The sequence below is a fragment of the Acidovorax cavernicola genome (assembly GCF_003581445.1).
The window spans coordinates 14,996-37,857 of record NZ_QXMN01000033.1 but is presented as its reverse complement, the minus strand read 5'-3'; the positions used below and the strand labels follow the sequence as shown (position 1 = coordinate 37,857).

Genomic DNA, 22,862 nt, shown 5'->3' with positions numbered 1-22,862 from the left:
GCTTCGCTCGGCTTCCAACTCCGCACGGGCCTTCGCTGCGCTCGGCCCGGCACCCTCACCCCAGAATCCAGGGCCGAGCAACGCGATGGCCCTACCGGCCCGAGCGCAGCGATGGGCCGTCCCCGGCCCCTCCCCTCTGGCTGCGCCGAGGAGCGCAGCGTTTCGCGGATCAGGGATCGCAGCTGTTTGAGCGAAGCGAGTTCTGCGAGACCCCGCGAAACGTGAGCACCGCAGGTTGCCCGCAGCGCAGCGAAGGGTCGCAGACAGTGGGGTCGCCTTTCTTTTGCCTACTTTTCTTTGGCGAAGCAAAGAAAAGTAGGTCGCCCGCCGGGGCGAGACCCGGCCTCGGGAAGCAAAAGAACAGCAGGAGAAGAAACAGATCAAACCGCTTCCTCCTCAAGCTCGGCAGAACGCCGAGCACTCCCCCCACCCAACCGATCAAACGCCAAATAAATAACAGGCGTAGTAAACAAAGTCAGCAGCTGACTGACGATCAGCCCACCAAAAATCGCCAGTCCGAGAGGACGCCGCAACTCCGCCCCATCCCCAAAACTCAACATCAACGGCACAGCAGCAAACAAGGCAGCAAGCGTCGTCATCAAGATCGGACGAAACCGCAGCAACGCAGCCTGATGAATCGCATCCCGAGGCGACTTCCCCTGAGTCCTCTCAGCATCGATCGCAAAGTCGATCATCATGATCGCGTTCTTCTTCACGATGCCGATCAGCAGGATGATCCCGATGATCCCGATCACCCCCAGGTCGTTGCCAGTCAGCATCAAGGCCAGCAAAGCCCCTACCCCGGCAGAAGGCAAGGTAGACAAGATCGTCAGCGGATGCACATAGCTCTCGTACAGCACCCCCAGCACGATGTACACGCACACCACCGCCGCCAGGATCAACCACAGCTGGTTGGACAACGACTTCTCGTAGGCCCCCGAGGCCCCAAGAAAAGTCATCGTCACACTGCTCGGCAACCCGATCTCCTTCGCCGCCGCGCGAATCGCCGCAACAGATCCACCCAACGACACCCCCGGCGCCGTATCGAAGTTCAGCGTGCTCGCCGGATACTGCGCCACGTGCGTGATCTGCAGCGGCGCCTGCCGCTCGCTGATGTCCGCGAAGGCCGACAGCGGCGTCGCAGTACCAGACCCCGCAATGAGGTTCAGCTGTCCCAGCGTCTGCGGCGTGTTCACCATGCCAGGCTGCGCCTCGAGAATCACGCGGTACTGGTTGGTCTCGGTGAAGATGGTCGAGACGATGCGCTGGCCGAAGGCGCTGTACAGCGCGTCGTCCACCGAACTCGCGGTGATCGACAGCCGCGAGGCCGTGTCGCGGTTCACGTTCACGTACGCGGCCAGGCCCTGCGCGCCGGCATCGCTGCTGACGTTGCGCACCTTGTCCGACTCCTGCAGCTTCGCGACCAGCTTCTGCATCCACTCGGTGACGAGCGCGCTGTTCACGCCTTCGAGCGACACGCGGTACTCGGTGGGTCCGGTCTCGGCGTCGATGGTCAGGTCCTGCGTGGGTTGCAGGTACAGCGTGAGGCCGGCCACCTGACGCACGCGGTCGCGCAGGCGGTCCATCACCTCCTGCTGGTTGTCGTGGCTCTTCGTCAGGTTGATGAGCATGCTGCCGGTGTGCAGCATGGTGTTGTTGGCGGCGTCGACGCCCACGAAGGAGCTGAGGTTCTCGACGTCGGGGTCTTCAAGGATCGCGCGCGCGGCCTGCTGCTGCAGCTGTGCCATGCGGTCGAAGGACACGTCCTGCGCGGCCTGCACGCGGGCCTGGAGCTGGCCGGTGTCCTGCGTGGGGAACAGGCCCTTCGGGATCGTGAGGTACAGCAGCACGGTCAGCACCATGGTGAGCAGCGCCACCAGCAGCGTGAGCGGCTGGTGCGCGATGACCCAGTGCAGCGAGCGGTCGTAGCGCACCATCACGCCGTCGAAGAAGCGCTGGGCGCGCGCGCCGAAGCCGGTGCCCGAGGGATCCTTCTTCGGCTCATGCTTGAGCCAGCGCGCCGACATCATCGGCACCAGCGTAAGCGACACCACGCCCGAGATCAGGATGGTGATCGCCAGCGTCACGGCGAACTCGCGGAACAGGCGGCCCACCACGTCGCCCATGAACAGCAGCGGGATCAGCACCGCGATGAGCGACACGGTCAGCGAGATGATGGTGAAACCGATCTGCGTCGCGCCCTTGAACGCGGCCTGCAGCGGTTTCTCGCCCTCCTCGATGTAGCGCGCGATGTTCTCGATCATGACGATCGCGTCGTCCACCACGAAGCCGGTGGCGATGGTCAGCGCCATCAGGCTCAGGTTGTTCAGGCTGTAGCCCAAGAGGTACATCAGGCCGAAGCTGCCGATCAGCGAGATCGGCACCGCGATGCTCGCGATGACGGTGGCGCGCAGGCTGCCCAGGAAGGCGAAGATCACGAGCACCACCAGCACCACGGCGAGCACGAGTTCCATCTCGACGTGCTGCACCGATGAGCGGATGCCGGCGGTGCGGTCGCTCAGCACCTCGATCTGCAGGCCCGCGGGCATGCCGGCCTGCAGCTCTGGCAGCTGCTTCTTGATGGCGTTGACAGTGGCGATCACGTTGGCGCCGGGCTGGCGCTGCACGTTCAGGATGATGGCGGGCGTGAGCTGCACCTGCCCGTCGACCTTGCGTCCGGCCCAGGCGCCGAGCTGGGTGTTCTCGGCGCTGTTGACCACGCGCGCCACGTCGACCATGCGGATCGGCGCGCCGTTCTTGTAGCTGACGATGAGGTTTTTGTAGTCGTCGACCGTGAGCAGCTGGTCGTTCGAATTGATGGTGTAGGCGCGCTTGGGGCCGTCGAAGCTGCCCTTGGCGCCGTTGGAGTTGGCCGCGCTGATCGCGGTGCGCAGCGAATCCAGCCCGATGCCGTTGGCCGCCAGCGCCTGCGTGTTGGCCTGGATGCGCACGGCCGGGCGCTGCCCGCCACTGAGCGACACGAGGCCCACGCCCGAGACCTGGCTGATCTTCTGCGCGAGCCGGGTGTTGACGAGGTTCTGCACCTCGGTGAGTGGCAGCGTGTCGGAGGTGATGGCCAGCGTGAGCACCGGCGCGTCGGCCGGGTTGACCTTGGCATACACCGGCGGCGCGGGCAGGTCGGCCGGCAACAACGAGCCGCCGGCGTTGATGGCGGCCTGCACTTCCTGCTCGGCGACGTCGAGCGTCTGGCCCAGCGAGAACTGCAGCGTGATGATCGACACGCCCGCCGCGCTGGTCGAGCTCATGCGGTCCAGCCCCGACATCTGGCCGAACTGGCGTTCCAGCGGCGCGGTGACGGTGTTGCTCATGACCTCGGGGCTGGCCCCGGGGTAGAGCGTCTGCACCTGGATGGTCGGGTAGTCGACCTGCGGCAGCGCCGACAGCGGCAGGAAGCGGAACGCCACCAGGCCGGCCAGCACGATGGCCAGCATCAGCAGCGAGGTGGCGACCGGCCGCAGGATGAACGGACGCGACGGGCTCATGGGCTGCGCCGTCCCTCACCGCCGCGTTCGCCACCACCACCGCCGCCGCCGCGCTCGGCCATGCGCTGCCAGCGCTCCAGCGCGGCCGGTTCGCCGCGGTCGAGCGCTTCGAGGAAACGCTTGCGGCGTTCGAGCTGTTCGGGATCGTCCTTGGCCGAATCGAGCATGCGCTGGCGCTGCTCGGCGGTAGGAAGCTTGGCGGTCGTGGCTGCGGCCGCCGGCGCCGGCGCGGCAGCGCCGGCGGGTGCGGGCGATGTCGCTGGTTGCGGTGCCTGCTGTGGTTGCGCCGCCGGTGCGCCCGCCTCGGCCGGTGCCGCCGGTCGGGCACCGCCGCCCTGCGCGCCACCTGCGCCACCAGCCCCTGCGCCGCCTTCCTGCCGGCGTCCGCGCTTTCCGCCCGACCCAGCTGCCCCGGAGGCCGCACCGGCGGGCCGGTCGACCGTGGTCTGCACGCGCGCGCCATCCTTCAGGCGGTCGCCGCCTTCGGTGACCACGGTTTCGCCGGCCTGCAGGCCCTTGGTGATCGAGGCGAAATCGACGCTCGATTCGCCGCGCGTCACCGGCCGCTGCGAGGCGGTGCTCTCGGCGGTCACCACGTACACGTAGTCGCCGTTCGGGCCGTAGCGCAGCGCCGTGACCGGCACCACCACTGCGCTGCTCACGGTGCGCAGCAGCAGCCGCAGGTTGACGAACTGGTTCGGGAACAGCGCGCCGTCGGCATTGGTGAAGCGCGCCTTGGCCTTCACGGTGCCGGTCTGCGTGTCGACCATGTTGTCGAGCGTGGAGAAACTGCCGTCGGCCAGCCGGCGCGTGCGCGTGCGGTCGAAGGCGGTGGTGGCGAGCGTGGCGCCCTGGCCCAGGCGCTCCTGCACCTCGGGCACGCGGTCTTGCGGAATGGCGAACTCGACGTCGATGGGCGCCATCTGCGTGATGGTGGCCACGCCGCCGGTGCTGCCGGTCGAGATGTAGTTGCCCGCGTCCACCGGCCGCAGGCCGATGCGCCCGCTCACCGGCGCGGTGATGCGGCTCCAGGTCAGGTTGAGCTTCGCGGTGTTCTCGTTGGCGCGGTCGATGGCCACCGTGCCTTCGAGCTGCTTGACCAGCGCGGCCTGGGTGTCGACATCCTGGCGGGCGATCGAGTCTTGACCGAGCAGCGTCTGGTAGCGCTGCAGTGTGACGCGCGCCGCGGCCAGCTGCGCCTCGTCGCGCTGACGCGCGCCGGCCGCCTGGGCCAAGGCGTTCTCGAAGGGTTGCGGGTCGATGGTGGCGAGCACGTCGCCCTTCTTGACCATCTGGCCTTCCTTGAAGAGCACGGCCGTGAGCACACCCGACACCTGTGGCTGCACGGTCACGTTGGCCAGCGGCGTGACCGTGCCCAGCGCTTCGAGTTGCACGGGGATGTCGGCCTGCCGCGCGACGGCGGTGCCGACGGTGCTGGAGGCCGGGCCTCCGCCGCCCGCCCGTCCACCCGGTCCGCCACCGCCGGGCCGGCCCCCGCCGGCGCCCGGCCCACCGGCACCGGGCGCCGGCGCCTTGGAACGCTGGACCAGGTACCAGGCACCGCCTCCCAGCGCCACCAGAAGCAGCAGGGCCAGCAGGCTCCCGACCCAGCGGCGCCGGCGCGCCGGAGGATGGGTCGGCGACACGACGGGTGGCAGGGGCTCGGGGGGCGTTTGGGAATCCATGGGCGGTGCGTGCGAAGGGATGCGAAAGAGCAGCCTGAAGGGAGGCGGCCTAGAGTACAGCGCGAAATATCACTCCCGCAGTTTTCCGTGCCGTAAAGCGACGGTAAAGCTTCCGTTTGCACGGTGCCCCGGCCGCTTCGGGGCCGCCATTCGCGCCACCGTTCACACCGTCGACCCGCACTTCGCGCCGCCCACCCGCATTTCGTCGCATGGCCGTGGCGGAGAGCCGGGGGCATCGGCACAGTCCGCTCCATCGATTCCCCTTCCCCTCCCCCTTTGCCTTCCAACCCAACGGAGCCTCCCATGCTGATGCAGATCCTTCTTCACACCCCGAAGTGGGTGTTCGCCGTGTTCGTCCTGCTGGCCTGGCTCGGCGGCCGGCAACTCGTGGCCAATCGCATCGGCCTGAACCGCGTCATGGTGATGCCGGTCGCGATGGTCGGCCTGTCGGTCTACGGGGTGATCTCGGCCTTCGGCGAGTCCTTCGGCGCGCTGGCCGGCTGGGGCGTGGCCGCGGCGCTGCTGGCCACGCTGGTACTGCGCCTTCCCCTGCCTGCTACCACCCGCTACGACCCGGCGGCGCGCCAGTTCCAGGTGGCCGGCACCGCCGTGCCGCTGATGCTCATGATGGGCATCTTCTTCACCAAATACGTGGTGGGCGTGTCGCTGGCCATGCACCCGGAGCTGAGCCGCCAGGCCGCCTTCGCCCTGGGCGTGCCCGCGCTGTACGGCGCCTTCAGCGGCATCTTCGCGGCACGTGCCCTTCGCCTGTGGCGCCTGGCTGCGTCGACGGGTGCGATGGTCAGCGGCGCCCGCGCAGCCTAAGATTCCGCCCGAGCCCAGCCCGCCCCTTCTTCGCCGACAGGAACCGCCATGACCGTGCTTGTGTTGATCCTCAAGATTTCCGTCACGGTGGTGCTGCTCGCATCGTTGGCCGAAGCACTCGTGCTGTCGTGGCGCAACGGCTGGCGCAGTTACGACTGGAAGGCGGCCGGCATTTCGGTGTTCGACTTCCTGGTGCGCGAATACCCGCTGCGCTGGCTGCTCCCGCTGGCCTTCTGGCTCGGCACCATGGACTGGCTTTACGCCCACCGGCTCTTCACGCTGCCGATGGACCACTGGACCGGCTGGCTCGCCTGCTTCATCGGCCAGGAGTTCTGCTACTACTGGTACCACCGCGCCGCGCACCGCGTGCGCTGGTTCTGGTGCACCCACAGCGTGCACCACTCGCCGAACGAGCTCAACCTGTCGGCCGCCTACCGCTTCGGCTGGACCGGCAAGCTCACCGGCACGCTGGCCTTCTTCCTGCTGGCGCCGCTCCTGGGCATGCCGCCGCGGATCATCCTGCTGATGCTCACGCTGAACCTGCTCTACCAGTTCTGGATTCACGCGACCTGGATTCCGAAGCTCGGCCCGCTCGAATGGGTGCTCAACACGCCCTCGGCCCACCGCGTGCATCACGCCTCGAACCTGGAGTACCTGGACGGCAACTACGGCGGCGTGCTGATCGTGTTCGACCGCCTCTTCGGCACCTACATCCCCGAGCGCGCCGACCTGCCCTGCCGCTACGGGCTGGTAAAACCGATCACCTCGTACAACCTGTTCGAGATCGAATTCAGCCAGTGGCGCGCCCTGCTGCGCGACCTGCGCTCGGCGCGCTCGCTGCGCGCCTTCATTGGCTATCTCGTCAAGCCGCCGGGTTGGCACCCGGACGGGCCGGGCGAGACGACCGAAGAGCTACGCCAGCGTGCGGCACTGACCGCGCCCAAGCCAGCCAACACCCCGCTCGTTGCCGGCCTGGGCATCGAGCGCAACTGAGCTTGACCGAAAGACACCTGTGAACCTTCAACCCTCTCATCTGATCTTTGCCGCCGGCACCGTCGCCTACATGGTGATCCGCGCCGCCTTCCAGCGCCACGGCGCGTCCGGCGCCAAGGCGCACAGCCGGGCCGACGCGCGCGACCGCCTGCTGATCGTGATCGTGGGCCTCTGCCAGATGGGGCTGCCCGCCCTCCTGCTGCTGACGCCGTGGCTCGACGCCGCCAACTACACGCGGCCCGAGGCCCTGACCTGGGTCGGCACGGTGGTGATGGCCGGTGCGCTGTGGTTGTTCTGGCGGTCGCATGCCGACCTGGGCGCCAGCTGGTCCGTCACGCTGGAACTCAACCAAGACCACCGCCTCGTCACGCAGGGCGTCTATCGCCGCATCCGGCATCCGATGTATGCGTCGTTCTTCGCCATGGCGATCGGCCAGGCCCTGCTGCTGAGCAACTGGATCGCCGGCGGGGCCGCGCTGCTGGCCATCAGCCTGCTCTACATCGTCCGTACGCCGAACGAGGAGCGAATGATGCTCGAGTCCTTCGGCGACGAATACCGCGACTACATGCGGCGCACCGGCGGCATCCTGCCGCGCGCCACCACCCCCTGACCCATCCAGCCAAGGAGAACCGTCATGACCTCTTCCACCTCCTCGAACCGTTCCCCCGCCGACCTCGAAAAGCTCGCCCGCCGCCGCGCCGGCGCCAAGATGGGCTGGTACATCCACGCCTTCGTCTATGTGATCGTCAACCTCGGCCTGGTCGGGCTGGCCGCTTCGCGCGGCCACAACTGGGCGGTCTATCCGCTCATGGGCTGGGGGCTGGGCCTGCTGATCCATGGCGCGGTGGTCTGGTTCCTGGCGCCCGGCGGCGGCTTCTACGACCGGCTGGTGGCGCATGAGCGTCGTACCCTGGGCGCAGAGGAACGCCGATGACCCTGGAAGCGCGCTCGCGCTTCCGCGCCGAGAACATCCGGCACATGCTGCAGCATGGCCTGATCACGGTCGCGTTCTGCTGCGTCATCGCGGCGGCGCTGGCCGTCTCGGGCATGGGCAGCTGGCGCTCGCAGATGGTGTATTCGCTGTCGATCGGCACGATCAGCTGGCTGGTCATCGACACCGGCCGCCTCTTCATCAGCGGCAACAAGGACGTGCTCTGGCCGCACGGCCCCTGGGGCTTCGTGCTGGTCGCGCTGGGCGTCACCCTGGGCTTCCTGGGCGGCAACGCCATCGGGGATGCCGTGCTCGACCAGCCGCTGCTCGACTTCACCACCTTCGCGGGGCACCGGGTCGCCTCCACGATCGTCATCACGCTGACGGCCACCGTCGGCATGTGCTATTTCTTCTACAGCCTGGGCAAGAGCAAGCACCTGCTGGGCCAGATCGAGGCCGAACGGCGCAACGCCGCCGAAGCCCGCCTCAAGCTGCTCGAGACCCAGCTCGAGCCGCACATGCTCTTCAACACGCTGGCCAACCTGCGCGCGCTGATCACCGTCGACCCACCGCGCGCCGTGGCCATGCTCGACCACCTCAACGGCTACCTGCGCATGACGCTCAGCGGCTCGCGCGCGCTGTCGCATCCGCTGTCGGCCGAGTTCGACCGGCTGGGCAACTACCTTGAACTGATGTCGGTGCGCATGGGCGAACGCCTGCGCTACACGCTCGACCTGCCCGACGGCCTGCGCGACGTGCCGGTGCCGCCGCTGCTGCTGCAGCCGCTGGTCGAGAACAGCATCCGCCACGGGCTGGAGCCCCAGGTCGAAGGCGGCGAGATCACCGTGCGCGCGCGCCGGGAGGCCGGCCAGCTGGTCATCGAGGTGAACGACACCGGTGTCGGCCTCGATGCGACGCGACAACCAGCTTCGGAAGGCGGCGGTTTCGGACTCGAGCAGGTCCGTGAGCGGCTGGCCACCGTGTATGGCGAGCAAGGCCGCGTGCGCCTGGGCCCCGCGCTGGCGGGCGACCACGGAACGTGCGTCACCCTGAACCTGCCCCTGCTTGCCTGAACATGCCTCCCAACGACCAGACGATGCCCACGACCGCACTCACCGCCCTCATTGCCGAAGACGAACCCCTGCTGGCCCAGGCCCTGCAGGCTGAACTGGCCACCGCCTGGCCCGAGCTGCAGGTCGTCGCCACGCCCCGCGACGGCCGCAGCGCCGTGCGCGAGGCGCTGCGGCTGCTGCCGCAGGTGCTGTTTTTCGACATCCGCATGCCCGGTCTCGACGGCCTCGCCGCCGCCGCCGAGTTGGCCGACAGCTGGCCCGCCGACGAGGCGCCGATGCCGCAGCTGGTGTTCGTGACCGCCTACGACGAGTACGCCGCGCGCGCCTTCGAGGCCGAAGCCATCGACTACGTGCTCAAGCCCGTGCAGCCCGAGCGCCTGCGCAAGACCGTGGCGCGGCTGCGGCAGGCGCTGGCGGCCGTGGCGCCCTCGCCCTCGCCTTCGACGGCCTCGGCCGACGAGGCGCTGGAGCGCACCCTCGCCCAGTGGCGCCAAGTGCTCGGCGCTGCCGGCGGCTCGGGTGGAGCCCCGTCATCAACACCTGCAGCGCCGCTGCGCATGATCGCCGCCAGCGATGCCGGCGGCGCCACCGTGCGCATGGTGCCCATCGACGAGGTGCTGTACTTCGAGGCGGCCGACAAATACCTGCGCGTGCTCACTGCGACGCAGGAATACCTGATCCGCACGCCCCTCAAGCAGCTGCTGCCCCAGCTCGACCCCGACGCCTTCTGGCAGGTGCACCGCGCCGTGGTGGTGCGCAGCGCGGCCATCGAGGCGGTGCACCGCGACGAAGCCGGCAAGCTGCACCTCGCGCTGCGCGGGCGGGCCGAGAAGATCCCGGTCAGCCGGCTCTACGCCCATCTGTTTCGCGCCATGTGAAATCTGCGCACCGAGCGCGCAGCAAAAAGCCGGCCTTTTCGGGGCCGGCTTTTTTCATTCAGTCCGGAGTTATCTAGCTGTTGCACAAGACCTCTCTCAGGGGAAATGAAACCCTTGAGGGATGCCAAAAAACCGTGACTATACGAACCTTCGTCGTACCCCCTCCTCGATGGCGTGGTTAATCAGAACACGCGCAGTTCATCAAGGACGCCTTGACCAGCTTCTGAAACTTCAAAGCAAGCTCACGCAGCAAATGGCTGTTATCGAGAGCGAGCTTGCCGCGATCGATGCTGTCATTCCCTTTCACGAAGTGAAAGTTGATCCTTCAAGCATCGCCGGTGTTCAGCCCAGAAGCAAGCGACTTGTGCCTCACGGGCAGATGACCAAGGTGGTCATCCGCTGTCTAAAGGATGCGAAAGGACGAGCGATTCACACCGAAGAGGTTGCGCAGTTCTTCGCTCGCGAAGTCGGCGTCGACTTAGGCCAATATGGGGCAGCGGCAATGAACATTCGAGTTCGCACTCGTCTCAAGGTGCTGTGCAATGAAGGGCTGGTGCGACGGCATCACATCGGGGCAACGGGGAGTGCCACGGGCAGTTGGTCTCTGGTCCTCGATCAATCCGAAGATTTGGATATTGCGCCCTGACCAAACATCAATTCGCTTGGCCGGTGATGACCTTGCCAGTAACCACGCCACCATCGTGATCGACCATTGTTAAGTACTGCGTCGAGAAGCAACCCCATCTGCGTAGTCGTATCTTTTCGACGAACATCTTCACGCCACGCGATCTCGTTCATATAGTCGAGCATGTACTTCGGTGTCATGCGATGAATGGCACCCCATACCAAGCGTCTGGCGCGTGCAAAAAAGCTCTCGGCCTGGTTTTCGTTCACACCTTCATCCGTCGAAAACTCAATGCTGTGATTGACAGTGAAGTGCTCGTATCGGACGCTCAACCTGCTGAAAGCATTGCTTTCATCCGTATGAACTATTGAGCCCTCCTTGATGTATCGCTGCGCCAAGGGTGTAGCGTGGATTTCGGTCTCAGCCGGAACCACTTCAACGATGGTGCGGATCGCCCCTTGCCCTTTGATCGGGGAGATTTGCCGCAATACCATGACGATGCGTCGATTCGGATGTGTTGCGTACCAAGTCTTGCCTTGCTTGGCTCGGGCAGGCATTGCGGTGGCTTTTTTCTTTTTGCGCGGCTTGCGAATTCGGCCTGAAAAATGCCCTCCGTCGATCTCTACATGTCTTTCGAGTGGAGCTAGGTTTCGTTCGTCGAGCAGGCCTTCTCGAAACTTATGCAAGAGAGTAAACGCGGTTTGATAGGCAATACCAACTTGGCGCGCCACCTTGCTTGCAGCCACCCCCTTCACCTCGGTGACATAAATCCACAGTGCCTGGAAGATTTTTCTCAGCGGTATCTTGTGATCCTGGAACTTGGTGCCCGTCGTCACCGAGAACGTGCGGCCACATCCGGCGGCCTTGCAGCGCCATTGACGCCGCCCACGTATGACGTAGTGACTGTCGATGCTGCCGCAGGCGGGGCAGACCTGCTTCCCTTCTCCGTACCGTCCCCAGCGGTGTTTCATAAATAGCGCCTGTGCGTCGTCTTCCGACAGGCGTGCAACGTCATCGAGGCCGAGGTTCCTCGCTTCCTTCGAGAGTAGGAAGTGTCCAGCCATCCGTGAACGGCGGAAATTGAGACGAGATCCTGAACGTCAGCGATGTCGACGCAGGCCGGCCGAGCGACGCTGATTAATCCTGCTGCCTGACGGCATCGCCGTTGTGCTCAAGTAGTCATGGCCGCCTCTCGAGGAGCAAGGGCCTTGATCGACAGAATCTGAGTGAACGTGCGCGGCGCTAGGGCTGCGTGCAGGCGCATTCCGGTGTAGATGGTGGGGCATGTGTGTCGTTACGGAACTCGGTACGCCTCGGCGGGCGCAAGACGCAGGCGAACGAGGCCCCGCCGCATGCCGCCAAGGGGTTGACGGAGCACGGGACATGACACACAATTTGCGCAAGATAAATCGCCGTCCAAGCATTAATCCCGCACAAGGCCGTCAATTCCCTAGGGAGTTGGCGGCTTTTGTGTTTTTCGATCACCTGCACTTGATGCAGTGCATGCTCAATGTGGTCGTGCTGTAGGGAGGTCCTCCTGGTGTTGTGTGGTTGATGGGCAGGGAGTTATTCGCTCATTGACTCCAGCCAATCGGCGATGTCGGTTGTGCGGGCGAAAGGCCCGCGGCGGCCTTCCAAGTCGAAGACCTTGACCGGGAGCTTCTCTTCGCGCCTAGCTTTATAGAAGGCGGCGTACGTCTTGAAGCCGAGCGCCGCAACAAGGGCGCGAGCTCGGACCATAGGGCCGTACAACTCAAGCATTTCCCTGCGCCGTTGCGCGGCCGAGGTGCTTTCTGCATTCATTTCATTTCGCCTGGATTGACTGGAGCGTCGATCCTCTATAGGCGCACTTTGAAAATCTAGGTTCTGGTGAAGGCATCATCGATACCTAGACAAACAATCTTTTTTTGGTTAGCTCATGAAAAAGAAAGACTGGCTCGACTATTTGCGGGTGGAGCTTTGGCTCGGCGAAGTGCGCAGGGAAACCGGAGGGGCGAGTAACTACGAGCTGGACCAAATGTTCTCGTCAGAACCTGGAGCCTCCTCGGCGGATCGTCGAAAAGAGTTCGACTTCATCGAACGGAATGCCAAGCCGCCACGCAGCGACGTGCTTCATCGGGTTGAGTTGAACATCCCCGGAACTCGGAGCCTGTATGAAGCGCCTTTTTGGACGCTGGTGAGAGACGACAAGACGCCGCAGGCCCAATGCACGCAGAACGTTGAAGAGTTGCTCCAGTTGTATGGACTGGTTCGGCTCGACTGGCTTGAAGTGAGGGAGTACCTATTTGGAAGTAAGCAGGTTGATGAACCCAGCGTTTTCAACGTAAGTCTTGAAGCGGCGCTAACTGGTCTTGCCTGGTATGACGGCCTGAGCCTGCTGTTTGCGCTCTACAAGGAAGCCAAAGGCTCAACTAACTTCAGGGTCACCGAATCTGTGAGCAGCATGCTCGACAGCACCATCAACCTTGCGTTGACACAGCGTCTCCCATGGGCTCAAGCCACTGAGACTTATCTAGACCTACTGAACCACTGCTTGAACAGTGGGACGGTCGCTGATCGCTCGGATGCCGGGTCACTGCTCCAGGCGCAGGTTGAATCTGCCAAGCCGATCCTGCCCTCATGGCTTGTGGAGCAGCGAGAAGCACAAAGTCAGGCTGCCTGAGTAGTGCCCGCGATTGCATGACATACATCGTGGATTTTGAATTCTTCGACGGGTGTAGACTTTGATGCCAAATATTGTCGGCATCCCGGGCTTGTCCTCATGACGAAATCGCTGCTTGAGTTGACTACCTCCGCCGAATTCAAGCAGCGGTTGAGCGCCCGCTTCAAGAAGATCGCCGAGACAAGGGCTCGGCTGAGGCTGCCGAAGGCAGTCGTTGTTGATGGGGTCGTCTTCAAGGAATATCCGGACGGGCGACGCGAGCGCTTCAGCAAACCCGACCTCACCTGATTGCAAGTTGGGCACTTCTTCTGGTCAAGTCGCAACTAAGCATCTGCAGCGCTGCACCTTGCGATCCACGAGGCTCGCCCGCGCGCTGACCGCACTCGGGCCTTTCCCCCTGCTTGCAGATGGCTACCTCCACATGAGGGGAGCCGTTGATGTCGGCGGCACTTTGAAAAGAAAAATCGCATCTGCCGTATCGGTAACCCCATTTTTCTCGATTTCCCACTGCGAACACTAATTTCATCCGCTGCTCGCCGAGCAGTGCTCGCAAGGGCTCGAAAACTGGAGAAATTTATGGACGATCAATGGCAGGCCATCCGTGCCGACATTCTGGACATCGCAGACGGGGACAGCACCAGGTGGGTGCGAATCAAGACCTTGGTCAGCCACGCGTACAGGCGCGGCCTGACAACGAACACCGGCCCCGTGCTGGCAAACACCCTTGAATGGGCTGAACAGCAGGGCCTTGTGGAAGTTCGTGCCGGCCCCCCAGAGCTCGGCTTGGCGAGGTTGACAGTCGCCGGCACCATCTAAAGCCCGCGGGCGGCGCGTTTTCGCCCTCTGGCCTGGTCGGAGAGGCGCTGTTTGCAGGGGCTGACGTGCCTATAATTGGGCCCACCACTCCTCCTTCGTGGCGTCATTCAGTTGGCTGCGGCTTGGGAAGAAAGAACCGCCTTCGGGCGGTTTTTTCATGGCAAAGTCCGGGAGCATCATCGTCCCTGCATACGCCGGCCTTTGAGACCTTGTGTCCGCGCTCGGTGATCTGCTTGACCGCCCGGTCTTGAATTCTTCTGGGTATCTCTGCTTACTCATGGCACCTCCTATTGGGCCTCAGGATTGAGGCTCAGAGGTGTCTAGGGAAGCCGGGGCGATTCACATCTCTGCCAGACCGCGTCGGTTCACGCCCAAAGACTGCGCTCCCAATCGTAGGATGCTGCATTCTTCGACGGCTTCCTGGTCCCCTGCACGAGCAGAGCACGCGGCTTGAAGCATTGCCAAGTCCTCGTCGTCGAAAGGCGACGGCGCGGCGCTGTCGTGCGGGTACCGCGAGAGCTGACCGCTCTTGTCAAACAGCACAGCATACGGATGCGACCGCGCAGGATCCAAAACCATCGGCACCATCTCCTCGTAGATCGCGCTCATGCGCAACTGCGGAATAGCCCCTTTGAGCGAGCGAAATATATTCATGGCGGCCAGATCCAGATCCGCCCAGAGGAACACCTTCTCGGCCGCCAGAAGCTGACGCAACGGCGGCGGTGTGCCGTCGCGCACGATCAGGATCGGGCGATCATGCTGCGAGACCCCATCGTCTGCCCACAGCTCGCTTCCCAAGTACGACAGCCCGAACCCGAAGGTGCACACAATGGCCACCGTAACGCTCAGACCGCTGCGGATTGCGTTTTCAAAGGCGCGGGGGTTTTCGATCAGCAGAGTGGCGGCGGGCTCTGAAGGGCCCGCACAGAGGATGTACCTAGGCGACGGTGCATGAAGACGCAAGGGGAGGTCCAGCGCATCAAGCATTGGGCGGGAGAGCCTGGACAGCACTTTGGAGCTTCCCATCAGGTGACGAGCGCTCACGTTGAAGCCCGCATCGTCAGTGGCCTCAGCGGGCCTGCCTCGAAGTGCCTTCAGAGCGCGGGCCAGCACCAGCATATCCGAAGCTCCAAGGTCCGCGAGCGCCGGCGCCAGCTGCGCAAGGATCGCAGCGGCACCCGGCTCCATATGAGCGGCCTCCAGCGCTTGTTGCCACGCGATCTCGTGCGACGCAAGCACCACGGCGGCCGCTTGGACTCCAAGGAATCCCGATACTGGTAGTTGCTGTGCGTCAGGTTGGTAGGTCACCAATCCACAGCGATACAGCTCCCGAAGCGCCTCATTGATGCTCACGCGGGGTAGACCTAGCTTGGTGCACAGCTTCGCGATAGCGGATGACGTGCGTAGCCTCCCGCTTTCCCCTGCCATCCGGCGTAGCGTGGAAAGCACTTGTGTAGTTTCCTCCTGCAGGAACGCTTCGCTCACGTGACGCTTTCGCTCGTCAACGGCTGCGTGATCGCACTCAGGAAGCCGACTGTGCCGGGTTCCCGACCGCGTTCGCGGAAGGACACCAGACCATCTCCCTCGCGATTCACCAGTTTCTTGCCAACGTGGTAGACCGGGAACACAGTGAAATCGTTGTTCCAGGTCGGCGAATGCAGGAACCCGATGATCTGGAAATTGCCACCTAGGTCACGCAGTCCGTTGAGGGCTTCCTTGATGATGCGGCGATCGGACAGCGTGCTGAAGATCCCGTCGATCAGGATTACCCGATTGGCCTTGGCCCGCGACCTGGCCGCCTGTTTGCTTGTCATCTCCAGCAGGCCGCGTTCGATCTCGTATTCGGCCTGCCGCACGATCCACATGAACTCCAGTGCGATCTTCTGTCCCGTGGAGAGCTTTTCTGAAACGTGGCTCTTCCGGCCGCCCCAGATGCCGCCATTGACGAACTGCACCTCGGTGCTGGTGAAGACGCATTCGATGAGCTTGTCCCGCAGCATCGCCTTCAGCTGCGTGTCGCTACCGCGGCGCATGCCTCGCGATCGGCCATCCTGCTCGCGCAGGGCCTTCTCCACATCCTCCTTTAGTTCGTCGAGGATGTTCTGCACGCCCGCCTTCCCCGTGACCTGGGTCTCGAAGAAGAATCGGCCGTGCGGATAGCCGGCCATGACCTTGTTCAAGGTTTTCAGGTTGTCTGTCGCGCTTTCGATCAAGCCCGCCAGCTGCGATAGGGTGTCTTGCGCAGTCTGGCTGGCGATGTTCTTGGCTTGCTGGGCCTCGTCACGCTCCTTCGTCAGGCTGGCTTGCAGCTGCTCGAAGAGCGTTCCCAACCCCTCGATGCTGTCGGGCGTTGCCCTGGATATCTCCTCGATCTCCAGCGAGTTGAACGGCGCGTCGCGCGACTCGATGGCCAGCCGTGCGGTCTCGCAGAAAGAGGTGTTCAGATTCCTGTACTGGTGCTGCGCCGCCAGCAGACTGTTCGAAACCTCCTTGTGCCGTTGGAGGTCCTCTTGCAGGTTCATCGCCTGGATGGTCTGCGCCAGAGCGTCGACTCGCTCCACCACGGCCCCGTGCGACTGCAGGGAGGGATTGGACAGGGTTGCCAGCACGGCCATGGCCTCCCGGTAGCTGGCATGCACCTCTGGCACCGCCGCCCCCTCTTCCAAGTCCTGAGCATGTGCCGCTGCTTCCTTGGTGCGTGCGACTCTGCTGCCCACCTCGTACGCCAGCTCATGGATCGACCTGGCCAGCCGCTGCCAGCTGGGGATGTCCGCGTCGGCAATGCGCTGCGCCTCCTGTCGTGCGCTTGCGATGCTGACATCGAGCTCTTGCGCGGCTTGTTCCTTTTGCCCGATCTCATCGAGCAGGCCTTGGTCGCTCTTGCCGTGATGGGCGCGGAACGCTGCCGCCCGCACGAAATTGACCCTGAGCGCCGTCGCCAGGCGATCGGTCGCTCGCGTGATCTCCTTGCTTTGCGCCTCGAAGTTCTGCATAAACTGCAGGTCCGTGGTGTTCTGCGCGAACTCAAGCACACGCTCGTAGCGGACTCGGGCCTGCTCTCCACCATCCTGGTCATGCTCGCCCTGAACCTCCTGGAGCTGTTGCTGCTGCCTGGTAAGGTCTTCGAGCGCAGCCTGCGCCTCTTCGACCTGGGCCTGCGCTATCTTGACCGCCTCGCACGCCTGCTCGTGGTCGCGCTGAGCTTGAAGGCGGGTGCGGTCGCCGCCCAGCCTGTGGTGTTCCATCGCGTCATCGCGCGCCTTCAGGTTCTCATGCGACGCACGCTCCTTCGCGATCGTTTGCGCCTCGGTGGTCTGCGCGAGCTCCGCTTCCTTCCCGGGTATCTGCTCGCCGAGCTCGTCGAGCCGAGGTCGGCCGCCACGCTGCAGAAACTCCTTGGCTGCACGCAGCACTTCCAGCGACTGGGGCTGAATCTGCGTCTTCAAACGCGTTACCTGCGCTGCGAGTTGTTCAGCCTCCTTCGTGCGCGCCTCGTATCGCTGTCCCGCGCCGGCTGCCAGCGCGGCCTTGGCGCTGAGCGCCAGCTTGTAGTCCTCGCTGTCGGGGACAACTTCCGACAAAGCCACCCGGGTCTGCGCGATGGCGCCCTGGCAGGCGAGCAGCTCTTGCGCCACCCGCTGCAGTTCGGCGCGGGCGAACTGGGCATCGAGCAGGATGCGTACGCGGCGGGAAGTGGGCCCGCCGATAAAGCCCAGCATCCGGATCTGTTCATTGCTCGTGACCCCTTCGGACAGAGCCCTGAACAGTTCGTCCTTGAGAATCAACGGGACGGATGCCGAGCCGGCCTCCAGCAGGCCAGCCGCGATCTTCAGTTCGTCGATGGTGTCGAACACCGGCGCGGAAAGCATGCCCGACATGGCGCTCATGGCGTCGTTGCAAGCCTGCTGCGGCAAGCCGGCGGCCATCAGCACCTGATGCAGACGCTGGGCCTTCAGGGATGCCCCGCCAAGAATCGACCACGCCGCCGCGAAGCTGCCGTCCTCCACCGAGCGCATCTGCTCGATGGCCTCGTGCTCCTTCGCGAGATTCGTCTGCAGTGCCACCTGCTGCTGCAACTCATGCTCCAAGTCGGCACGTCTGCCTTCGGCATCGTCAATCCAGGCCTGGGGCATTACCTGAGGGAATCTGTCCTCGAACAGGTCGATCGCTTCCTTTTGCGGCAGCAGCGCCACCAGCTCCTGGCGCACCGTCGACAGTTCGTCGGATGTATCTGCGTGCCGCTTGACCGGGTCGTACGTCAGGGGATCCACGTTCGCGTCGAAGATGGTTTCCAGGGTGGCGCACTGGGCTTTGAGCCGCCGCAGAATGTCCTGCTCATCGGTCAAGCCCTTGAGGCCCCCTTGCGATCTGGCCACCGCCTTGTCCGCCAGAACCAGGTCGCGCGCTGGATCGACCCCGGCCGGATCTACCGCACCGAACACCGTTGCGAAACGCTGCACCCCGGCAGCGAGCCGCTCGAAGGCGTCCAGCTTGCGCTGCGCGGCATTGGACTTGTCCACCAAAGGTTGGACGGCCCGCTGCCGTGTGCTGGCTGTCTTGCTTGCTTGCCCCAGCGCCGGCACGATGCGCTTGGCCTCCGACTGGATGTGCTCGTGCCTTGCCTGTAGAGCCTCGAAACGATCCCGGGCTCCCTGCAGGCCTTCCAGGCCGTGGAATTCGAGCACGGCCACATGGTCAGCCCAGACGGCGTTCAACTCGCCACGGCGCGTGTTTCGACTGGTCGCTTGCGCTTGAAGCGCATCGAGCTGTTCGCCCAGCCAGGTTCTGGCCCCCTCGGGATCGGTGCGCATAGCTTCGGGGAGCTGCAATGCGATCTTCACGAAGTCTTCCCAGGCGCCCTGGTTGTCTGCGCGATCTTTGACCTGCAGCTTGAGCTGCTCCACTTCGCCCGCCAGTTTGGATTTGGCCTCCTCCCCTTGTCTGGCTTCGCCCAGCAGCCGCAGTCTCGCGGTTTCCAGCGCGCGTACCTGGCGCGAAGCAGGGTTGGTGTCGATCTGCGCTTGCGCGATGGTGAAGGCTTGGAGCAAAACTTCCTTCAGGCCAGCTGTCCGGGCCCCAGCCCTGCTCACCAAAAACTCGGGCAATCGAAGTGCCGAGTCCTTCGGATACCCCTTGCGATAGTGCCCGCCCTTGGTGCTCCCGCTGGTTAGATTTTCGAAATCGCAAGCAAAATCAATGACTTGCGTTCTTGCCGAGAACGAGGGGATCTGCTTCCGATCGGCCACCTCTGAGAGGATGCGGACCTCTACGGCACTCAGATCGCTCAGTGTCTTGTCCAGCAACAGAATCCCCTCGTCGCGGCTGATGACCATGCCTTTGAGCGCGGTCAGGATGCGTGGATCCTGTTCGCCCATCCGAGGCAGGCTGCGGGGCAGGCCTGGGAGGGTATGACGGGTGTCTTGCAACCCGAAGTGCCGCAGGAAGGCGATGTCGCTGCGCAGTTCCCTGAGCAGGGCATCGCGCTGGCGCTGCTGCTGTTGCGCGTGCCTGCCGGCAGCGAGGATGGGCTGCAGGTCGTCGATGCCTTTTTCTCGCACCGCCAGCCGGGTCTCCTTGATCAGGATTTCCTTGTCGGCCCTCACAATCTGCGTCAGGCTCTTGAGCAGCGTGTCCTCCACGGCCGACTCGTCCTCCTCGGCGAAGGAGCTCAACAGGTTACTCACGAGGTCGGGCGCGACCACCGATCGAAAAAAGGCGCTGTCATAGGACTCACCGCCCCTGGGCTTGAAATCGAAAAAGCTGGCGTTCTGGTCGTCCGAGCCCTTGAGCTGGTACACCACGTTGCGGCGGATCACCTCTATCGGCAGGAACAGGCGGATGTGGTCTTCCCAATCCATGCGGTTGGCAAACCGGTTCCACTTGCATCCGCGCAGGGCCTTGGTTGCGGCCACGAACTGGCCGTCCGCCACGGGCGTGATGCTCTTGCCGTCATAGAGGTAGCACGGTGAGTCTTCCAGCGTCCCGCTGTACGAGTAGAAGATCGGCGGGTCATTGATGTCGTCGTTGAGCGCGACGCCCACCACATGCGTTTCGCCGGGGAGGTTCAGCGGGTCGATCTCCAGAAGACTGGGGGCCGAGTAGGTGTCCTCGGGAGGTGTCCTGAATTCGATGCGTGCATGGGTGTACCCCCGGTTCCTGGGGGCGACCTTCTCGCGAATCTTCTTGAGCAGCCTGGCGTCGCGGCTGAGCAGGTACAGCAGGATCTCCACCAGCGAGGTCTTGCCTCCGCCATTGGTGATGTTCACCAGCGCGGACTTGCCGCCGTCCATGCGCAGGGTGATGCCCGTGAGCATTGGCTTCCAGTCCGCCGAGCGGCGATGCATGTTGATGCCTTCGGTGAGGTAGTTCGACACCTCAACGCGCGAGATCAGGCTCATTGTTCCCCTCCATCCGATGCGATTGCCTGCGCGGCGGTGAGCAAGGGGCCAGCCAGCTGCGCCATGCTCGAGCTCTGGCCGGATTGCTCGCGCGCCAACATGAGTGGCGCCAGCGACCGGTCAAAGTTTTCTTTCATCTCGACCGCGGACAGCAAGGTCTGCCGGAAGGCTCCCTCCGCGCGCTCTTCAAGCAGCCCGCCCTCGCACATGATCTCCAGGAAGCGCCTGACGTAGCGCGAGACATCCGCTCCTTTTTCCGCGCACAGGACCTCGTACACCTCGCTGTTGGCAAGCTCGACGGCGTTGAGCTTGCGCACATGGTCGTTGATGTGCGTGCTCAGGGCGTCCTGCAGCATCTCCCGCGTGAAGGACGCATTGATCCACCGACCCCGCTCCAAGGGGCTGCGATCGAGCTGCGTATAGATGAGGTCCAGGTGGAGCAGCCAGATCTGCGTGAACCAGATCTTCGCGGCATTCGGGCGCTGGCCCAGGCCCATCCGTTCGACCACATGGCTGCTGTCCACAAGGCAGGAGGGCATGTCAGCGCGACGCGCGGCCAGGTACACGCGTGAGCCCGGACCGATGCCCTCCACGTCGAAGCTATTCAACTGTACGAAGACGAAGCCCTGGCCACTCATCAAGTCCTCGAGGTCGCGCAACTCGTCGACTGATGCCTCCCTCAGAATCGCGGCAAGGTCCTTCTCGTCGCGCCGCATGCCTCGCTTGTCGACGCGATCCTCCAGTTTGCGATGCGCAATGAGGAATGCGCTGATGCGCCCCATGTCGTACGGTGTCATCGGCCCTTTCCGGCGGCATCGTCGCTCGCCATCTGCAATTTCAAGCTGGAGAACATCACCTGCAGGCCCGGCAAATCGAAGCGCTCCAGCTCCCGCGCGAGCTCGCCCTCGACCGGCGCCTTGACCCAGTCTTCGGCCGCGGTCAGCGCCGTCACGAGGCTGTTAAGCGTGTGGGCGTCGCCGTCATGGCCAAGACCCGCGCGCAGCGCTTCGCCCAGCGTCACGCCTTTGTGCAGCTGGCTTTCGAGGTATGAGAGGTTCTTCTGCAGCCAGTCGGTGAACTGGTCCTCGGCGGGGACGTCGAAGCCCTCGAGTTGCAGGCTGTCAGCCTGCGCTTCCTCGGCGGCCCGTACCTTGACGATTCCCGCGAAGTCCGAGCCCATCGGGGCCAATCGGGGGGCACGGCCTGGGCCCAGCATCTCCAACACTCTTGCGATCTGCGAGGGCTCAGGCGGCGTTTTCACCCACTGGCGTGCCAGTCCCGCGAAGTCAGGCGCTTGCACCGTCGAGGGCTTGCCGACCATCGACAATTCCGCCAGCCGGGTCAGCTCCCGACCGTAGCGCACAACCCCGCCGGCGAGCTCCTTGACCTTGGCGCGGATCAACCCGACGGGCACATCGTCTGCGGTCTCCACTTCCTTGCGGACGAGTTCGTCGACGGCGAAGCTGGCCTCTTGCACCAGATTCACCGTGCGTCGCATCGTCTCGCGGTGCAACTCCATCTGGGAAAGGGTCTCCTCGCGCGCTCGCCGACCACCTGCCGTTTTCTCGATCAGCGCCACGAGCTTGAGCTGCTCGCTGCGCAGCTGCTGCAACAACCGTTCGACGAACCCCAGCGCCGGGCTCAGGCGCGCGGCCTGGATGGCACGGATCAGCTTCGTGATGTCGCCCTCGATGTAGGCAATGTCCATGTGGTCCGATGCGATCACCAGCGCCAGCTTGCCCAGGCGGGAAAGTCGATACTCCACGACGTGGGCAGCCTTCTCCACCAGGTTGGTTTCCTTGTCACCGATGACGTAGGCCGGCCCCTCCTGCGGCGAATGCAGCAGCTTCAGCTCCGACGGGCGCGAGAGCACGTTCAGTACGTACTCGATGTCGATGTCCTCGGCCCATTCCACATGTTCACACACGCCTTGCTGGATGGTCTGCAAGGACGAAAACTCGTCGCCGGTTCGGGCATCCAGCTTTTGCAGTACGTCGAGCACAGCCTCCGCCAGCGCAATGTAGCGCCCGTCGCCGAGACCGGGGCGGTCCTCTGTCTGGTACTGCGGCGACTCGCCACTGCCTCTCCTGGAATCGTGCAGGTCCAGCAATCGGGTGGACAGCTTCAACAGCGGCGCGAGATCTGTGCTTGGCATGCAAGAGACGAGGATGGCTTTGGCGGGCAGTAGACCACCTGTTGTACATCAAGGGGGCGAATTTGGGTCCATCTCTTGTCATCGCTCCCCTTGACCCAACGACCGATACAGCTGCCCCGTTTTCCACGGCCTTGTCTGGGTAGCGCTGCGTGCCGACCACCCGTCACGCCAAACCTCGGTCGGGCTCTACGACGGATTGCCTCATCAGGAGGCAACGGGGTCTCTTTCGATCATCACCTGATGGTCAAGAACAAAAAATGGGTGTCGCAATAAAGAGATAACTTCTGAGATGAAGTCAATCGCCGATCATGGGGATTG

General features: G+C 64.1%; 18 protein-coding genes. 10 read left to right on the top strand and 8 right to left on the bottom strand.

The genetic code is table 11. From position 1 onward, the window contains the following. Positions 1-380: 380 nt before the first annotated feature. Positions 381-3,503, bottom strand: coding sequence for an efflux RND transporter permease subunit (locus tag D3H34_RS22560; protein WP_119556480.1), 3,123 nt, complete (start codon positions 3,501-3,503; stop codon positions 381-383). Further along, on the bottom strand, positions 3,500-5,188 hold the full coding sequence (locus D3H34_RS22555; protein WP_119556479.1) for an efflux RND transporter periplasmic adaptor subunit: 1,689 nt from the start codon (positions 5,186-5,188) through the stop codon (positions 3,500-3,502). Before D3H34_RS22555 ends, D3H34_RS22560 begins: the two co-directional genes overlap by 4 nt. A gap of 303 nt (positions 5,189-5,491) precedes the next feature. On the opposite strand from D3H34_RS22555, the gene D3H34_RS22550 reads away from it, so the two are divergent. From D3H34_RS22550 to D3H34_RS34010, 7 genes are all read left to right on the top strand, one after another. Next, complete coding sequence (locus D3H34_RS22550) at positions 5,492-6,013, top strand: DUF6622 family protein (protein WP_119556478.1); 522 nt, start codon at positions 5,492-5,494, stop codon at positions 6,011-6,013. Between the two features lie 48 nt (positions 6,014-6,061). After that, positions 6,062-7,006, top strand: a complete 945-nt coding sequence (locus tag D3H34_RS22545; protein WP_119556477.1) for a sterol desaturase family protein — start codon at positions 6,062-6,064, stop codon at positions 7,004-7,006. A 19-nt stretch (positions 7,007-7,025) separates the two neighbouring features. Then, positions 7,026-7,616 (top strand): protein-S-isoprenylcysteine O-methyltransferase, encoded by a 591-nt coding sequence (locus D3H34_RS22540; protein WP_119556476.1) that lies wholly within the window; start codon positions 7,026-7,028, stop codon positions 7,614-7,616. Between the two features lie 24 nt (positions 7,617-7,640). Further along, positions 7,641-7,940: a 2TM domain-containing protein gene (locus D3H34_RS22535; protein ID WP_119556475.1), complete on the top strand. Its 300-nt coding sequence runs from the start codon at positions 7,641-7,643 to the stop codon at positions 7,938-7,940. Further along, positions 7,937-9,010, top strand: a complete 1,074-nt coding sequence (locus D3H34_RS22530) for a sensor histidine kinase (RefSeq protein WP_119556474.1) — start codon at positions 7,937-7,939, stop codon at positions 9,008-9,010. The genes D3H34_RS22535 and D3H34_RS22530 overlap by 4 nt, the downstream gene beginning before the upstream one ends. Positions 9,011-9,012: 2 nt before the next feature. Beyond that, entirely contained in the window at positions 9,013-9,888 is an 876-nt protein-coding gene (locus D3H34_RS22525) for a LytR/AlgR family response regulator transcription factor (protein WP_434057707.1), read from the top strand. Between the two features lie 121 nt (positions 9,889-10,009). Further along, positions 10,010-10,534 (top strand): hypothetical protein, encoded by a 525-nt coding sequence (locus D3H34_RS34010; protein ID WP_147400471.1) that lies wholly within the window; start codon positions 10,010-10,012, stop codon positions 10,532-10,534. Here D3H34_RS34010 and D3H34_RS22520 read toward each other — a convergent pair. Together D3H34_RS22520 and D3H34_RS22515 are read right to left on the bottom strand one after the other, a co-directional pair. Further along, on the bottom strand, positions 10,504-11,577 hold the full coding sequence (locus D3H34_RS22520; protein ID WP_119556473.1) for an IS1595 family transposase: 1,074 nt from the start codon (positions 11,575-11,577) through the stop codon (positions 10,504-10,506). The genes D3H34_RS34010 and D3H34_RS22520 overlap by 31 nt on opposite strands. 502 nt (positions 11,578-12,079) lie before the next feature. Further along, positions 12,080-12,316, bottom strand: coding sequence for a hypothetical protein (locus D3H34_RS22515; RefSeq protein WP_147400470.1), 237 nt, complete (start codon positions 12,314-12,316; stop codon positions 12,080-12,082). 115 nt (positions 12,317-12,431) lie between these two features. Between D3H34_RS22515 and D3H34_RS22510 the strand changes: the two genes are divergently transcribed. The 3 genes from D3H34_RS22510 (at position 12,432) to D3H34_RS22500 (ending at position 13,991) form a co-directional block, all read left to right on the top strand. Beyond that, complete coding sequence (locus D3H34_RS22510) at positions 12,432-13,175, top strand: hypothetical protein (protein ID WP_119556471.1); 744 nt, start codon at positions 12,432-12,434, stop codon at positions 13,173-13,175. A gap of 99 nt (positions 13,176-13,274) precedes the next feature. Then, positions 13,275-13,463, top strand: coding sequence for a hypothetical protein (locus tag D3H34_RS22505; RefSeq protein ID WP_119556470.1), 189 nt, complete (start codon positions 13,275-13,277; stop codon positions 13,461-13,463). Positions 13,464-13,751: 288 nt separating this feature from the next. Next, the gene (locus D3H34_RS22500; protein ID WP_119556469.1) at positions 13,752-13,991 is read left to right on the top strand and encodes a hypothetical protein; all 240 of its coding nucleotides are present in this window, start codon (positions 13,752-13,754) and stop codon (positions 13,989-13,991) included. Positions 13,992-14,330: 339 nt separating this feature from the next. Here D3H34_RS22500 and D3H34_RS22495 read toward each other — a convergent pair whose 3' ends face one another. The 4 genes from D3H34_RS22495 to D3H34_RS22480 form a co-directional block, all read right to left on the bottom strand. Further along, positions 14,331-15,344: a hypothetical protein gene (locus D3H34_RS22495; protein WP_147400469.1), complete on the bottom strand. Its 1,014-nt coding sequence runs from the start codon at positions 15,342-15,344 to the stop codon at positions 14,331-14,333. A 128-nt stretch (positions 15,345-15,472) separates the two neighbouring features. Beyond that, entirely contained in the window at positions 15,473-20,389 is a 4,917-nt protein-coding gene (locus D3H34_RS22490) for a coiled-coil domain-containing protein (RefSeq protein ID WP_119556467.1), read from the bottom strand. Beyond that, positions 20,386-21,186 carry a hypothetical protein gene (locus D3H34_RS22485; RefSeq protein WP_119556466.1) on the bottom strand — a complete coding sequence of 267 codons (801 nt, stop codon included), beginning with the start codon at positions 21,184-21,186 and terminating at the stop codon, positions 20,386-20,388. The genes D3H34_RS22490 and D3H34_RS22485 overlap by 4 nt, the downstream gene beginning before the upstream one ends. Beyond that, the gene (locus D3H34_RS22480; RefSeq protein ID WP_167481256.1) at positions 21,183-22,517 is read right to left on the bottom strand and encodes a DNA replication complex GINS family protein; all 1,335 of its coding nucleotides are present in this window, start codon (positions 22,515-22,517) and stop codon (positions 21,183-21,185) included. The genes D3H34_RS22485 and D3H34_RS22480 overlap by 4 nt, the downstream gene beginning before the upstream one ends. Positions 22,518-22,862: the final 345 nt, after the last annotated feature.